The 14,161-nt window shown below is 43.6% G+C and carries 11 protein-coding genes; 10 read left to right on the forward strand and 1 reads right to left on the reverse strand.

The window, feature by feature from the left end; all coding sequences use genetic code 11:
* Window positions 1–463: 463 nt before the first annotated feature.
* Window positions 464–1,366: a LysR family transcriptional regulator gene (locus H514_RS0106620; RefSeq protein ID WP_027446257.1), complete on the reverse strand. Its 903-nt coding sequence runs from the start codon at window positions 1,364–1,366 to the stop codon at window positions 464–466.
* Window positions 1,367–1,515: 149 nt separating this feature from the next.
* On the opposite strand from H514_RS0106620, the gene gltB reads away from it, so the two are divergent.
* The 10 genes from gltB to H514_RS0106675 all read left to right on the forward strand — a co-directional run bounded on the left by gltB (window position 1,516) and on the right by H514_RS0106675 (window position 14,155).
* The gene (gene gltB / locus H514_RS0106625; protein ID WP_027446258.1) at window positions 1,516–6,069 is read left to right on the forward strand and encodes a glutamate synthase large subunit; all 4,554 of its coding nucleotides are present in this window, start codon (window positions 1,516–1,518) and stop codon (window positions 6,067–6,069) included.
* A gap of 16 nt (window positions 6,070–6,085) precedes the next feature.
* On the forward strand, window positions 6,086–7,570 hold the full coding sequence (locus tag H514_RS0106630) for a glutamate synthase subunit beta (RefSeq protein WP_027446259.1): 1,485 nt from the start codon (window positions 6,086–6,088) through the stop codon (window positions 7,568–7,570).
* Window positions 7,571–8,474: 904 nt separating this feature from the next.
* Window positions 8,475–9,443, forward strand: coding sequence for a 1,2-phenylacetyl-CoA epoxidase subunit PaaA (gene paaA / locus H514_RS0106640; protein WP_027446260.1), 969 nt, complete (start codon window positions 8,475–8,477; stop codon window positions 9,441–9,443).
* Window positions 9,444–9,476: 33 nt separating this feature from the next.
* A complete protein-coding gene (gene paaB, locus H514_RS0106645; protein ID WP_027446261.1) occupies window positions 9,477–9,824 on the forward strand; it encodes a 1,2-phenylacetyl-CoA epoxidase subunit PaaB in 348 nt (115 codons plus the stop codon).
* Window positions 9,824–10,639, forward strand: coding sequence for a 1,2-phenylacetyl-CoA epoxidase subunit PaaC (gene paaC / locus H514_RS0106650; RefSeq protein WP_027446262.1), 816 nt, complete (start codon window positions 9,824–9,826; stop codon window positions 10,637–10,639). The genes paaB and paaC overlap by 1 nt, the downstream gene beginning before the upstream one ends.
* Before the next feature lie 46 nt (window positions 10,640–10,685).
* Window positions 10,686–11,171 carry a 1,2-phenylacetyl-CoA epoxidase subunit PaaD gene (gene paaD, locus H514_RS0106655; RefSeq protein WP_027446263.1) on the forward strand — a complete coding sequence of 162 codons (486 nt, stop codon included), beginning with the start codon at window positions 10,686–10,688 and terminating at the stop codon, window positions 11,169–11,171.
* 59 nt (window positions 11,172–11,230) lie between these two features.
* Window positions 11,231–11,539: an EthD family reductase gene (locus H514_RS0106660; protein WP_027446264.1), complete on the forward strand. Its 309-nt coding sequence runs from the start codon at window positions 11,231–11,233 to the stop codon at window positions 11,537–11,539.
* Window positions 11,532–12,308, forward strand: a complete 777-nt coding sequence (locus H514_RS0106665; RefSeq protein WP_027446265.1) for an enoyl-CoA hydratase/isomerase family protein — start codon at window positions 11,532–11,534, stop codon at window positions 12,306–12,308. Before H514_RS0106660 ends, H514_RS0106665 begins: the two co-directional genes overlap by 8 nt.
* Before the next feature lie 10 nt (window positions 12,309–12,318).
* Window positions 12,319–13,092: an enoyl-CoA hydratase-related protein gene (locus H514_RS0106670; RefSeq protein ID WP_027446266.1), complete on the forward strand. Its 774-nt coding sequence runs from the start codon at window positions 12,319–12,321 to the stop codon at window positions 13,090–13,092.
* 211 nt (window positions 13,093–13,303) lie between these two features.
* The gene (locus H514_RS0106675) at window positions 13,304–14,155 is read left to right on the forward strand and encodes a 3-hydroxyacyl-CoA dehydrogenase (protein ID WP_027446267.1); all 852 of its coding nucleotides are present in this window, start codon (window positions 13,304–13,306) and stop codon (window positions 14,153–14,155) included.
* The last annotated feature ends 6 nt before the right edge of the window (window positions 14,156–14,161 follow it).

The following is a 14,161-nucleotide window of genomic DNA, read 5'->3' on the forward strand; positions in this document are numbered from 1 at the left end:
AAAGGGGATCTTAACGATTGTTTGGGTTGGCGTTGATATTGTTCGTGTTTTGGTGGGGGAAGGGGGCTCAGTGTTACGAAAACAGAGCTGATCCGCTCGCAAATGAGCCTGACCGCCCGGAAACCGAGCTGCGCCGCCTGGAAATGGAGTTGGCCCGCCCGCAAACCGAGCTGCGCCGCCTGAAAATGGAGTTGGTCCGCCCGAAAACCGAGCTGCGCCGCCTGAAAATAGAGTTGGTCCGCCCGAAAATCGCCCCGCCCCGCTCGCAAACGGAGCCGTCCCGCTCGCAAATCCAGCTGCACCGCTCGGAAACAGGGTTGGCCCGCTCGCAAACGAGCCGCCCCGCTCGCAAACGGTGCTGAGCCGCTCGCAAAAGAGCCGCACCCGCTCGCAAACGGTGCCGACCCGCTCGCAAACAGCACCCCCACAGCTCAGAAAACAGCCCCAAACCCGCAATACCTTCCTACTGATAACTCTGCAACCGATCAAAGAAGTCTCTAACAAACTGATAGAACACCTTTTCTGATGGAGCTAATTCTCGATTCTTAGGTGAGATAATTCCCACTGTTCGTTTAACTTCTGGTACTTGGATCGGAAGTTTAACAGTAAATCGAGGGGTAGAGTTATAGAATGTACTATCAGGTAAAAGCGTCACACCCATTCCTGCTGAAACCAAACCCTTGATGGCATCAAGGTCAACCCCTTCAGAGGAAACGTTAGGTGTGAAGCCGGCTTGCTTACATGCATTCATCGCGATGTCGCGTAATATATAACCTTCAGGGAAAAGTACGAATGAATCATTCTTTAAATCACTTAAAAGCAATTGATCCCTTTCAGCTAAAGGGTGATTATCTGGAATAAGCGCCGAAATGTTTTCGGTAAATAAAATATGGCTATCGATGTCTGGATCTTCTCTTGGTACAGGTCCTAGAAAAGCCAAATCAATTTCGCGTTTTTTTACAGAATCAATTAAATATTGATAAGAGCCCTGACGTAAATGGAAATCAACATTCGGATGTTGATTTTTAAAGGATGATATAACGGTAGGGAGAGAGTGGTTCGCTAGACTGGTAGGAAACCCAATCCGGATTTGTCCGCGGTCTGGATCCAAATATTCCTCCACCTGCTTTGTAGCATGTTCGATCGCTTTCATAGCTGTTTTCGTATGGTCGAAGAAGATGGCCCCGATTGGAGTTAGTTTTATGTTTCTTCCTTCACGTACAAATAGTTTAACTCCAAGTTCCGCCTCAAGATTAGCAATTTGCCGACTGATGGCAGATTGAGCTACGTGTAAATCGGCTGCTGCTTCTGAAATGTGCTCTCGTTTTGCTACTTCCATGAAATAATGTAGTTGTTTTAACTCCATCATGACGGCCTCCATTTCAATTCATCTCAAAATTAGATCATTCCTATCTAAATTATATATTGTTTGAATTAGTTTGAAAACTTAAAATTAAATTTAAACCTAATTAACGTATTAAAGAAAAGTTATAGATTAGAAATGGGAGGTATATTATGAAGTACAATCAGATACCAAATTCCCAAGGTCTTTACCACCCGGAATTAGAGCATGATGCATGTGGGATTGGGCTTTACGCATCGATAAAAGGTGAAGCAACCCATGATATTGTAAAGAAAGGATTGCATATGCTTTGTCAGTTGGATCACCGTGGCGGTCAAGGAAGTGATCCTTTCACTGGAGACGGAGCAGGGTTACTAGTGCAAATCCCTGATCAATTTTTCCAGAAAACGTGTACGGAAATGAATTTACCTTCCAAGGGACATTACGGTGTTGGGATGCTCTTCTTCTCAGACGATGAAGAACGAATCGCTGAAGAGGAACGAATCAATGAAGTTATAGAAAAAGAGGGGCAAAAGGTTCTTGGCTGGAGAACTGTACCTATAAATGTCGGAAAAATCGGAATTGGAGCACAAAAAAGCTGCCCAATTGTACGCCAGGTTTTTGTTGGCGCAAGTGAAGATTTTCAAGATGAATTAGCTTTTGAGAGAAAATTATATGTGATTCGAAAGCAAATCGAGTACTGGGCTAAAAATGAGGGGCGAGATTTTTATTTTCCAAGCTTCTCAAGTCAAACCATTGTGTATAAAGGTTTGCTTTTACCAGAGCAAGTAGATGCGTTTTACGAGGATCTTCAAGACGAAGATTTCGTATCTGCATTTTCATTAGTCCATTCACGTTATAGTACAAACACGTTTCCAAGCTGGGAGCGTGCACACCCGAACCGTTATATCATTCATAATGGTGAAATCAACACATTACGAGGAAATATCAATTGGATGAGGGCGCGCGAAAGAGAAATGGTCTCTGATGCATTTGGGGATGACTTTAAGAAGCTTTTACCGATTTTAGATCAGAGTGGAAGTGACTCATCGGTATTAGATAACGCATTTGAATTCTTTGTTTTGGCTGGGCGTTCACCAGCACACGCAGCTATGATGTTGATTCCTGAACCATGGTCTCAAAATGAAAATATGAGTCCTGAAAAGAAAGCTTTCTATGAATACCATAGTACACTCATGGAGCCTTGGGATGGTCCTACATCCATCACATTTACAGATGGCAAGCAAATAGGAGCTATTTTAGACCGTAATGGACTTAGACCTGCTCGCTACTATGTCACAAAAGATGATATGATTATCTATTCCTCTGAAACGGGCGTCATTGATGTGGAAGAAGAGGATATCGTATATAAAAACAGATTGAGCCCAGGTAAGATGCTTCTGATTGATTTAGAGCAAGAGCGTATTATTTCAGATGATGAGGTGAAGTCGGATGTAGCTCAAGCTTATCCTTATCAGGAATGGCTAGATGAAAACTTGGTTCGCTTAAATGAAGAGGATGCAGAAGCTGAAAGTAAATCAGTACCTGATGTATTCACTCGCCAACATGCTTTCGGGTACACATATGAAGACATTCATAAATACCTGATTCCAATGATTACAGAAGGCAAAGACCCAGTGGGAGCAATGGGGAATGATGCTCCACTTGCGGTATTGTCTGATCGTCCTCAATCATTATTCAACTATTTCAAGCAGCTATTTGCCCAAGTCACAAACCCTCCGATTGATTCTATTCGTGAGAAACTCGTGACCTCTACGATTACCTATCTAGGTGCTGAAGGAGACATTTTACATCCGGGTGAGGATAACTGTCATCGTCTTCGAATTGATTCACCAGTTCTGTCAGAAGGCCAATTCAGACAAATCGAAAGAGATAAATATCCAGAATTTAAGAGCCGAATTATAGATGCTTTATTTGTTGATGATCTTGAAGCGGAGTTAGAAGAGATTTGTGAGGAAGCAGAGAAAGCAATTGATGACGGTGTGAATTTACTTGTTGTATCTGACCGGAACATGAGCGAGACACAAGTTCCTGTACCAACATTATTAGCAACAAGCGCATTGCACCAACATCTCGTTCGTGAACGTAAGCGTACTGAAGTGAGCATTATAGTCGAGTCGGGTGAAGCGAGAGAGGTACACCATTTTGCTGCTTTAATTGGTTACGGGGCTGATGCAATCTATCCGTATCTAGCTTATGAAACGTTAGCCCAGACAGTTGAAGATGATGAAGCATTAAATATTTCTGAGACTGAAGCGGTCCAGAAATATCGAGAAAATGTAACAACAGGTATCGTAAAAGTTATGTCCAAGATGGGAATTTCAACGATCCAAAGTTACCGAGGAGCTCAAATATTTGAAGCTTTAGGGATCAGTCAAAAAGTTATTGATCGTTACTTTACTGGTACAGTGTCACAGCTAGATGGAATCGATCTCGATATTATTGCAAAAGAAGCGAAAGAGAGACATGAGGTAGCTTATCGAGATACGTTTAATCAAACATTAGAATCCGGCAGTGACTTCCAATGGAGAAAAAATGGAGAGTTTCATGCCTTTAATCCAACTACCATTCACAAATTACAGTGGGCTTGTCGTAGAAACGATTATGAATTATTTAAGGAATACTCTGAAGCCGCTAACGAAGAGCGTATGAGTTTTCTGAGAAACTTATTTACCTTTAAGGAAGAATCGCCATCTATTCCTATAGAAGAGGTAGAGTCTACTGATTCCATCGTTCAGCGTTTTAAAACCGGAGCGATGTCTTACGGTTCCTTAAGCCAAGAAGCGCATGAAGCTTTAGCGATTGCGATGAACCGAATTGGAGGCAAGAGTAATAGCGGTGAAGGTGGGGAAGACGCAGACCGATTCAAACCGGATGAGAACGGAGACCTTCGTAGAAGTGCTATTAAACAAATTGCTTCTGGTCGCTTTGGAGTAAAAAGTCATTATCTTGTGAATGCTGAAGAGCTTCAAATCAAAGTAGCTCAAGGAGCGAAGCCTGGTGAAGGTGGTCAGCTTCCTGGTAAAAAAGTTTATCCATGGATTGGTGATGTCCGAGGTTCAACTCCGGGTGTGGGATTGATTTCACCACCGCCACATCACGATATTTATTCCATCGAGGATCTTGCACAACTGATTTACGACTTGAAGAACTCAAACCGAGACGCACGTATTAGTGTGAAGCTGGTTGCTAAATCCGGAATTGGTACAATCGCTGCTGGTGTAGCAAAAGGTGCAGCCGATGTGATCGCCGTGAGTGGTTATGATGGAGGTACCGGAGCATCACCGAAAACGAGTATTAAGCACGCAGGTCTACCATGGGAGCTAGGCTTATCAGAAACGCATCAAACACTAATGTTAAACGGTCTTCGCGATCGAGTGACGTTAGAGACGGACGGAAAACTGATGACAGGTAAAGATGTTGTTATGGCTTCTTTGTTAGGAGCAGAAGAATATGGCTTTGCAACGGCTCCATTAGTAGTTCTTGGCTGTATTATGATGCGTGTTTGTCATAAGGATACATGTCCAGTTGGGGTTGCAACCCAAAGCCCAGAACTACGTAAGAAATTTACGGGGCAAGCGGATCACATCGTAAATTACATGTATTTTGTTGCAGAAGAAATGCGTGAAATTATGGCAGAGCTCGGATTCCGTACTGTAGAAGAAATGGTAGGTCGTACGGATGTATTAGATGTAAGTGACCGTGCCAAAGCACATTGGAAAGGGAAGAATCTTGATCTATCCAAACTAATTTATCAACCAGATGGAGCTCGTACTTGTCAAAAAGAGCAAAATCACGGTATCGATCAAACGCTGGATGTAGAGAGAATCCTTCCTAAAGTTTCCGGGGCTATCAAAACGAAAAAGCCAATCAAAGCAGATTTCCCAATTAAAAATATTAACCGAACTGTAGGTACAATCGTCGGAAGTGAAATCTCCAAACGTTACGGTGAAGAGGGATTGCCTGCAGATACAATTTCACTACGTTTTAGAGGATCAGCGGGTCAGAGCTTTGGTGCATTCGTTCCAAAAGGCCTTTCCCTTCTATTAACGGGTGACGCGAACGACTATGTTGGAAAAGGCTTATCTGGCGGTAAGATCGCCGTTTCAAAACCAAATGACGTGCCGCAGTCTAGCGATGATGTCATTATCGGAAATGTTGCCTTTTACGGCGCTACAGATGGCGAAGCGTATATTAATGGTCGAGCAGGAGAACGATTTGCTGTTCGTAATAGTGGAGCAAATGTCGTGGTCGAAGGAATCGGAGATCACGGATGTGAATATATGACAGGCGGCCGTGTAGTCGTTTTAGGTGACGTTGGTAAAAACTTTGCAGCTGGTATGTCAGGTGGCGTCGCTTATGTATTAACGGAAGATCATGAAGCGTTTAAATCGCTTTGTAACCAAGAATTGATCGACTTTGAACAATTGTCAGACCTTGAAGAAATTACTGAAGTTCATTCGATGATTCAAGCTCATTGGGACCATACAGGTAGTCTTCAAGCAGGTAAGCTGCTCAGTAATTGGAAAGAATCCGTACCGAAGTTTGTTAAAGTAATCCCACATGACTTTAAGCAAATGCTACAACAAATCGAAGCGAAAAGAGCTGGCGGTTTATCTGATAAAGAAGCGAGCTTAAGCGCATTTCAAGAAAAGTTTTCAAAAGGAAAACCATCTACAAACAAACCTGTTTTAGCAGGGAAGTAAGAAAGGAGAGAGGTAAATGGGGAAAGCAACTGGATTCATGGAAATCGCACGTGAAGAAGCAGCAGAAAGAAGCCCTGGTGAACGTATAAAAGACTGGAATGAATACGTTGCCCCTTTCTCGGATGAGGAAATGAAAAGGCAAGGAGCTCGCTGTATGGATTGCGGAACTCCTTTCTGTCACACAGGGATGGAGATTAAGGGTGTGGCAACAGGGTGCCCAATCAACAATCTGATCCCGGAATGGAACGACCTTGTCTATCGTGGAAGGTGGAAGGAAGCTTTAGAAAAGCTCCAAAAAACAAACAATTTCCCTGAATTCACAGGGCGGGTTTGCCCCGCCCCTTGTGAAGGTGGGTGTACACTAGCAATTTCTGACCCAGCGGTAGCCATTAAGGATATCGAACGTACCATTATCGATAAAGGTTTCGAAAATGGGTGGATCACCCCTCGCATCCCTGAAGCTAGAACAGGGAAACGTGTAGCCGTTATTGGTTCAGGTCCAGCAGGCTTAGCTGCTGCAGACCAACTCAACCAAGCAGGCCATTCCGTAACGGTTTATGAACGTTCAAACCGTGCTGGTGGATTGTTAACGTACGGCATCCCTAACATGAAGTTAGAAAAAGATATCGTACAACGCCGTATTGATTTGTTAGAGCAAGAAGAGATTCAAATTGTAACGAATACAGAGGTTGGTAAGGATATTACCGCTGAAGAATTACAAAATCAACACGATGCTGTAATTTTATGTACAGGAGCTCAAAAGCAACGTGATATGAACATTCCTGGACGTGACGCTAAAGGTATCCATTTTGCGATGGATTACCTAACAGCCTCAACACAAAAGTTATTTAATGAAGATACTCAAGATCAATATATTAATGTTGAAGGAAAAGACGTTATTGTAATCGGTGGAGGAGACACAGGAGCTGACTGTGTTGCCACAGCTCTTCGACAAAAATGTAAGAGTGTTGTGCAATTTGGCAAACACCCTCAAAAGCCACTTAAGCGTACTGAGGATAACTTATGGCCAGAGCCACCAGATGTGTACACATTGGATTACGCCTATAAAGAGGCAGAGGGTGAGTTCGGAAAAGACCCGCGCCGTTACTCTATTCAAACAAAAGAATTCGTAACAGATGAAAACGGTGCTTTGAAAGAACTTCACACGATCCAACTGGAAAAGGTGAAAGACGAAGAAAGAGGATTTGTTCATCGCGAAATTCCAGGAACAGAACAAATCTGGCCTGCCCAACACGTATTCATCGCCATTGGCTTCGAAGGTCCTGAACAGCCTGTATTAAAACATTTCGATGTCAATACGACTGAAAGAAGCTGCGTGGATGCGAAGTATGGAGAGTACACAACTAGTGTAGAAGGCGTATTTGCTGCAGGCGACGCCAGAAGAGGGCAAAGCTTGATTGTGTGGGCGATTAACGAAGGTCGTGAAGTTGCTCATGAGGTAGATGAATATTTAATGGGTGTTTCTTACTTGCCATCATAAGATGAGGGTCTAGTCTCCGGGTTGGAGGCTAGGCTTTTTTTGTGTTGCGCCTGAATCTGGGGTGGGAGCGCCTGAATCTGAGATACGAGCGCCTGAATCTGAGATGCGAGCGCCTGAATCGGAGGTGGGAGCGCCTGAATCGGAGGTGGGAGCGCCTGAATCGGGGATGCGAGCGCCTGAATCGGAGGTGGGAGCGCCTGAACCGGAGATGCGAGCGCCTGAATCAGAGTTGCGATCGCCTGAACCGGAGATGCGATCGCCTGAACCGGGAATGCGAGCGCCTGAACCCAGGATCAGAGCGCCTGAACCGGAGATGCGAGCGCCTGAACCGGAGATGCGAGCGCTTGAATCCGAGATGCGAGCGCCTGAATCCGAGATGCGATCGCCTGAACCGGAGATGCGATCGCCTGAATCGGAGAAGCGATCGCCTGAACCCGGAATGCGAGCGCCTGAATCGGAGGTACGAGCGCCTGAACTGGAGATGCGAGCGCCTGAACCGGAGATACGATCGCCCGAACCCAAGATACGAGCACCTAAACCCGAGCCGAGCCCCGTACCCACCCACACCAAACCATTCATCAAAATTTTCAGATAAATAGATTGACAGAAACCCACTTAAAAGGTAAGGTTATGATAAAGATATTACACAAATACAATAGAACGAATTATTTTTGTCATACGAAAGTTCGCTTGGGTGTGGCTTATTTTCAAAACAAAAATGAAAGCGCTTTAAAACAAGCTCTAGTCAATCAACATAACTTATTACATTCGTTGCCACCAACCTACATAAAGAAAATAGCCCGAGCCTATCCAGACTAACAAATCTCTCAAGTTGTTCTCAGTTATGTAACATAAAGATTTAACATCGTAATTTTGATGTAATGAAATAAGAGGAGGTCATAAAATGGATGTCTTAACATCATTTGAGCGTTTGTCAGATGAAGAGAAGTATGAGCATTTTATGAAGCGTATTGAAGCAGGAGAAAAAATTGAAGCAGATGATTGGATGCCAGAGGAGTACCGCCAAACGTTAATCAAACTGATTTCCATGCACGGAATTAGTGAGATCATGGGCGCACTTCCTGAGAAAGAATGGGTTCCGAAAGCGCCTACTCTACGTCGTAAATTAGGCATTATGGCTAAGGTCCAAGACGAAATGGGGCATGGTCAGCTGTTACTACGCGTAGCTGAGGATCTCATGAAGCCTTACGGAAGAAACCGTGAAGACATCATGCAGGATCTATTTACAGGTCGTCTGAAGTTCCACAACGTTTTCCATATGCCTGCACCAACTTGGGGAGATGCTGGTTTAATCGGCTGGCTTGTTGATGGAGCGGCGATTATGACGCAAACGAACATGTTAAAAGCATCTTATGGACCATACGCACGAGCACTTCAACGGATTTGTGCAGAGGAAGTTTTCCACGCACAGCATGGTGAAGCGATCATCATGGCACTTGCTGAAGGAACAGAGGAGCAAAAGGCGCTTATCCAAGATTCGCTAAATCGCTGGTGGGATTCCTTGCTTATGTTCTTCGGGCCTGCATCAGCAGATACAACAGGTTCATCTAAGCAAGATATCACGGTTAAATACAAAATCCGTTCCAAGACCAATGAACAGCTTCGTCAGGATTTCTTTTCAAAATATGTTCCGAGAATCCTTTCTCTTGGCTTAGAGATTCCAGATGAAACGATGCACTATGACAAAGAAAATGAAACATGGGTGTACCAGCAGCCAGACTGGAATGAATTTAAGAATATCGTGAAAAACAACGGACCAAAATCGAAGGATCGCCTTGACCTGCGCAAAAACGCATACGATCAAAACGCTTGGGTCCGCAAAGCACTTAGTCCAGATAATCAAGCAATCTAATCGAACTAGACATAAATGTGAGGAGGTCTTTTTATGGACGAAACAGGTAAAGGGTTTTACCAAGAATTTGAAGTGTTTAGTAAGCGTACATTTAAATCTCCTTTCCAGCACCAATTCAGCTTACTGGCACCGAATGAAGAATTAGCAATCGTAATGGCGCAGGAGAACTTCATGAGACGTGAGCCAGTAGCTGATATCTGGGTTGTGAAACGTTCAGATATTCGCATGCTGGATCAGGAGGAACGTGAAGGGCTTCAACGCTTAGATAACAAGGACTACCGAAATACGAAAGGGTACGGCTATTTGAAAAAGAAATGGCGTGACTACGAGCAAAACATGCTTGATGAAAAAGAGATCCTTTCATGGGGAGGGGATGACTAATGAAAACCGTAGAAGAAGCAAAACAAGATGCATCCTATAAAAGTGCGTTAACTGAGCTATTGTACCAGTTAGCAGATGATGATTTTATCGTCGCTTACCGTGGCTCAGAATGGCTTGGATTAGCTCCCCACATTGAGGAAGATGTAGCTTTTTCATCTATCAGTCAGGATACGATGGGGCACGCTACGATGTTTTATCAACTATTAGAGGAGCTAGGTGAAGGCGATGCTGATCACTTAGCACATGGCCGTACACCAGCTGAACGCAAAAACGCCATCATTTTAGAAGAAGTGAATGGACCTGGACATTATTTGAAAGAGCCACGCTATGACTGGGCTTTTGCCGTTGTTCGTCACTACTTCTATACACTAGCAAAGAAAATTCGAATGGAATCTGTAAAACAATCATCCTATGAACCACTGCAGCATGTAGCTGTGAAGGTGAACATGGAGTTGTACTACCACCACATGCACTGGAAAACTTGGTTCATGCAGCTTACCGGCACACAGGGAGAGGCGCGCGAACGCATGTTAACAGCAGTAGAAACCGTACTTGAAGATTTCGGAGGCGTTCTAACCCTAGGACCCAAAGAAGATGAAATCACTAAGCACGGATTGATTGAAGGAGAAGAATTCCAACGAAAAAGATGGTTACAAGAAATAAAACCTATATTTGAATCATTAAATATAGAGATGCCTAAAGCACTTGGCATGAAGCGTGGAAATGGGCGAGCAGGTGAACACACTGAGGATTTAGATTCTGCAATTGACACGTTAACTGAAGTGTATCGCCAAGATCCTGCCGCTACATGGTAATACGCCTCGCAACTAAGAAATATCATGAAAAGGAGGCGAAGAATCTATGACTCTAGTGAAAGACAGTGTGATGACGAGTTTGGAATCTGTAAAAGATCCTGAAATCGATACAGTGAGTGTGATCGATTTAGGAATGGTAGAGGATGTATCTTTTGAAGATGGGCATGTCTCCGTCAAAATGTTGCCGACTTTTATGGGCTGCCCTGCACTCGAAATCATTCAAAAGAATGTGGAAGAAGCTCTCTATAAAGTTGAGGGCGTCGATTCAGTTGAGGTGAAATTCATCAACAACCCACCTTGGACATCCGATCGGATTACGGAGCAAGGACATGTGCGCTTACGTGAATTCGGTATCGCACCACCACCAACGCACTCCGACAGTGGGGAATGGCACGTAGATTGCCCGTATTGTGGATCCACGTACACCACGATGGAAAACATTTTTGGACCAACTGCCTGCCGAAGCATTTTGTATTGTAAAGGCTGTAAAAATCCATTTGAAGCTATGAAACCAGTATCTACAATCATGTAGGAAGAGTGAGGCTTTACTAAGGCCTCACTTTACATAAAATTTAAAGGGGATGAATCCGAATGATTAAAATGATTGCATTGTACAAACACCCAGAAGATAAAGAAGCATTTGATGAGCACTACTTTAACACGCACAGTCCAATTACTGCGAAAATCCCAGGACTTCGCGACATGAAAGTTACGAAGATGCTAGGTTCTCCAATGGGAGGCGAAGCGAAGTACTATTTAATGGCGGAAATGTACTATGATTCTATGGAAGCTTTCCAAGAAGCAATGAAAACGGACGAAGCAAAAGCGTCTGGTAAAGATGTGATGAGTTTTGCAGGCGATCTTGTAACCATGATGATTGGTGAAGAGATCGATGAGTAAGTTTGAATTCATTGAAACGACGATCATTGATGGCGTTGGTTTCATTGAGTTAAATCGTCCTGAGGTACTCAATGCGATTAACCGAGGTATGGTGTCAGAGCTCGTATCTACTATGAAGGAGTTCGATCGTGATGATCATGTTAAAGTTATCGTTTTAACCGGAAAAGGACGCGCTTTTGCAGCTGGGGCAGATATCGATGAGATGGCCCAAGATTCTCCGATTGACCTTGAACTCTTGGATCAATTTGCTGAATGGGATCAAATGCTACAGGTGAAAAAGCCTGTCATAGGTGCTGTGAACGGATTTGCCCTAGGTGGAGGCTTTGAATTGGCTTTATCCTGTGACATGCTTTTTGCTACAGAAACAAGTCAGTTCGGTTTTCCAGAAGTTAATCTTGGCGTTATGCCAGGAGCTGGCGGAACCCAACATCTAACGAAAATCATGGGCAAGAAAAAAGCACTGGAATGGTTGTGGACAGGAGAAAAGATGTCAGCAGATGAAGCGATACACTATGGCATCGTCAATCGTTTAATTGCTCCTGAACTCCTTATTGAAGAAACCATGAAGTTTGCTAAAAAAGTAGCAAAACAGCCTCCTTTAGCTGTTCGCTTAATTAAAGAATCCGTTGATAAGGCGGTCGATTACCCACTGGATGAAGGCATGAAGTTTGAACGTAAAAACTTCTACCTACTCTTCTCATCAGAGGATCAAACAGAAGGTATGAACGCATTTATCGAAAAACGTAAACCGCAATTCAAAGGAAAGTAGAGGTGATCGCATGTACGAAACCATTTTGTATAACGTGGACCAAGGTGTCGCGACGATTACCTTGAACCGTCCTGATAGTCTTAATGCTTTTACAAAACAACTAAATGATGATGTACGTAAAGCTGTTAAACAAGCATCGGGTGACTCGGACGTTCGCTGCATTGTCATAACCGGAGCTGGTCGAGCGTTTTGTTCAGGCCAAGACTTAAAAGATGTGGGAGAATCAGCTGACTTTGGTGAAGTGTTGCGCAATAACTATCATCCAATGGTGCGAGAGATCGAACGTTGTGAGAAGCCTGTTATCGCTGCAGTAAACGGTGTTGCAGCTGGAGCTGGATTTAGTTTAGCTCTTGCATGTGACTTCCGAATTGCTTCAGAAAAATCGAGCTTCATCCAAGCGTTCATTCACATTGGCTTAGTCCCAGATGCGGCTAACCTTTATTACTTACCAAAATTGATCGGAGAGGCCAAAACGATGGAATTGGCTGTATTGGGCGATAAAATCTCTGCTGAGACAGCTCAACAATACGGACTCCTAACGAAACTTGTGTCTTCTGATAATTGGGAGGATGAAGTAAACGCGTTTGCTGGTCGACTAGCCGCTATGCCGACAAAAGCGATTGGGCTGATTAAACGCTCAATCAAAGCAAGCTGGAACATTACCTTTGATGAATATTTAGAAAAAGAAGCCTATGGTCAGCGCATTGCTGGACTTACTGATGATTTTGAAGAAGGCGTTCAAGCTTTCATCGATAAACGTAAACCAGCTTTTCAAGGGAAATAATCTGGATTTGGACGTGAACTAGATTATATACAAAATGATCAGCATTCTTTCATAGGAAGGAAATCGTCCAAAGAATCTAGTAGGCGTTTGATTTCGAAGTGACAAGAATGCGAGCACACCCTGTGGCTGTGTTTGCATTCTTTTTCTTTTAACGTATAAACGGAACAAATATCAGTAACCATCTTCTAATCACATGAAGGAGGAACAAATCATGATCCAAAACGTTGTCGTTATCGGCTCAGGTGTTATGGGGCGCGGAATAGCGTATGTCAGTGCCTGTGGCGGATTTAATACCACACTTGTAGATATAAAAGATGAACAACTACAAAACGCAGAACAGGAACTCTCCTCGATTTTCCAAAAAGGTGTTGATCGCGGGAAATTGACACAAGAAAATATGCAAAAGTCAAAGAGCAATCTCTCTTACTCTACCAATCTAGCAGAAGCGGCAGGTCAGGCAAATCTGATCATTGAAGCGGTTCCTGAAAAAGCTGAAATCAAGCAAAGCGTATTTAACACGATTGATGAGCACGCACCTGCGTCTTGTTATTTTGCAACGAACACATCCACGATGAGCCCAACGGAAATCGGTTCTTATACGAAGCGACCTGAAATGGTCATCGCCATGCACTTTTTCAACCCTGTACATAAAATGCCACTTGTTGAAATTGTCCGTGGCCTAGAAACATCAGACGAAACAGCACAAGTCATTAAAGAAACTGCTGAAAAAATGGGGAAAGAAACCGTTGTGGTAAACGAATTCCCTGGCTTTGTGACCAGTCGAATTAGTGCACTAGTCGGAAATGAAGCGTTCTATATGCTGCAGGAAGGTGTAGGTTCCCCTGAAGAGATCGATAAAGCAATCAAAATGGGATTGAACTACCCAATGGGGCCTTTTGAACTCGGTGATCTAGTCGGATTAGACGCTCGTCTGAATAACTTAAAATATCTACACGAAAAGCTTGGCGAAAAGTATCGTCCAGCGCCATTGCTTGAACAATATGTAAAAGCAGGCCGCCATGGTCGCAAAACAGGAAAAGGCGTGTACGATTACTCAGAATAGAAAGGG

The sequence above is a fragment of the Pontibacillus marinus BH030004 = DSM 16465 genome (genome assembly GCF_000425225.1).
Taxonomy (GTDB): Bacteria; Bacillota; Bacilli; order Bacillales; family BH030062; genus Pontibacillus; species Pontibacillus marinus.

Excerpts from the sequence above, each read along its gene's own strand:
- H514_RS0106630 (WP_027446259.1), top strand. The coding sequence starts at position 6,086 with ATGGGGAAAGCAACTGGATTCATGGAAATCGCACGTGAAGAAGCAGCA.
- H514_RS0106660 (WP_027446264.1), top strand. The coding sequence starts at position 11,231 with ATGATTAAAATGATTGCATTGTACAAACACCCAGAAGATAAAGAAGCA.
- H514_RS0106620 (WP_027446257.1), bottom strand. The coding sequence starts at position 1,366 with ATGGAGTTAAAACAACTACATTATTTCATGGAAGTAGCAAAACGAGAG.
- gltB (WP_027446258.1), top strand. The coding sequence starts at position 1,516 with ATGAAGTACAATCAGATACCAAATTCCCAAGGTCTTTACCACCCGGAA.
- H514_RS0106675 (WP_027446267.1), top strand. The coding sequence starts at position 13,304 with ATGATCCAAAACGTTGTCGTTATCGGCTCAGGTGTTATGGGGCGCGGA.
- paaB (WP_027446261.1), top strand. The coding sequence starts at position 9,477 with ATGGACGAAACAGGTAAAGGGTTTTACCAAGAATTTGAAGTGTTTAGT.
- paaA (WP_027446260.1), top strand. The coding sequence starts at position 8,475 with ATGGATGTCTTAACATCATTTGAGCGTTTGTCAGATGAAGAGAAGTAT.
- H514_RS0106670 (WP_027446266.1), top strand. The coding sequence starts at position 12,319 with ATGTACGAAACCATTTTGTATAACGTGGACCAAGGTGTCGCGACGATT.
- paaC (WP_027446262.1), top strand. The coding sequence starts at position 9,824 with ATGAAAACCGTAGAAGAAGCAAAACAAGATGCATCCTATAAAAGTGCG.
- paaD (WP_027446263.1), top strand. The coding sequence starts at position 10,686 with ATGACTCTAGTGAAAGACAGTGTGATGACGAGTTTGGAATCTGTAAAA.
- H514_RS0106665 (WP_027446265.1), top strand. The coding sequence starts at position 11,532 with ATGAGTAAGTTTGAATTCATTGAAACGACGATCATTGATGGCGTTGGT.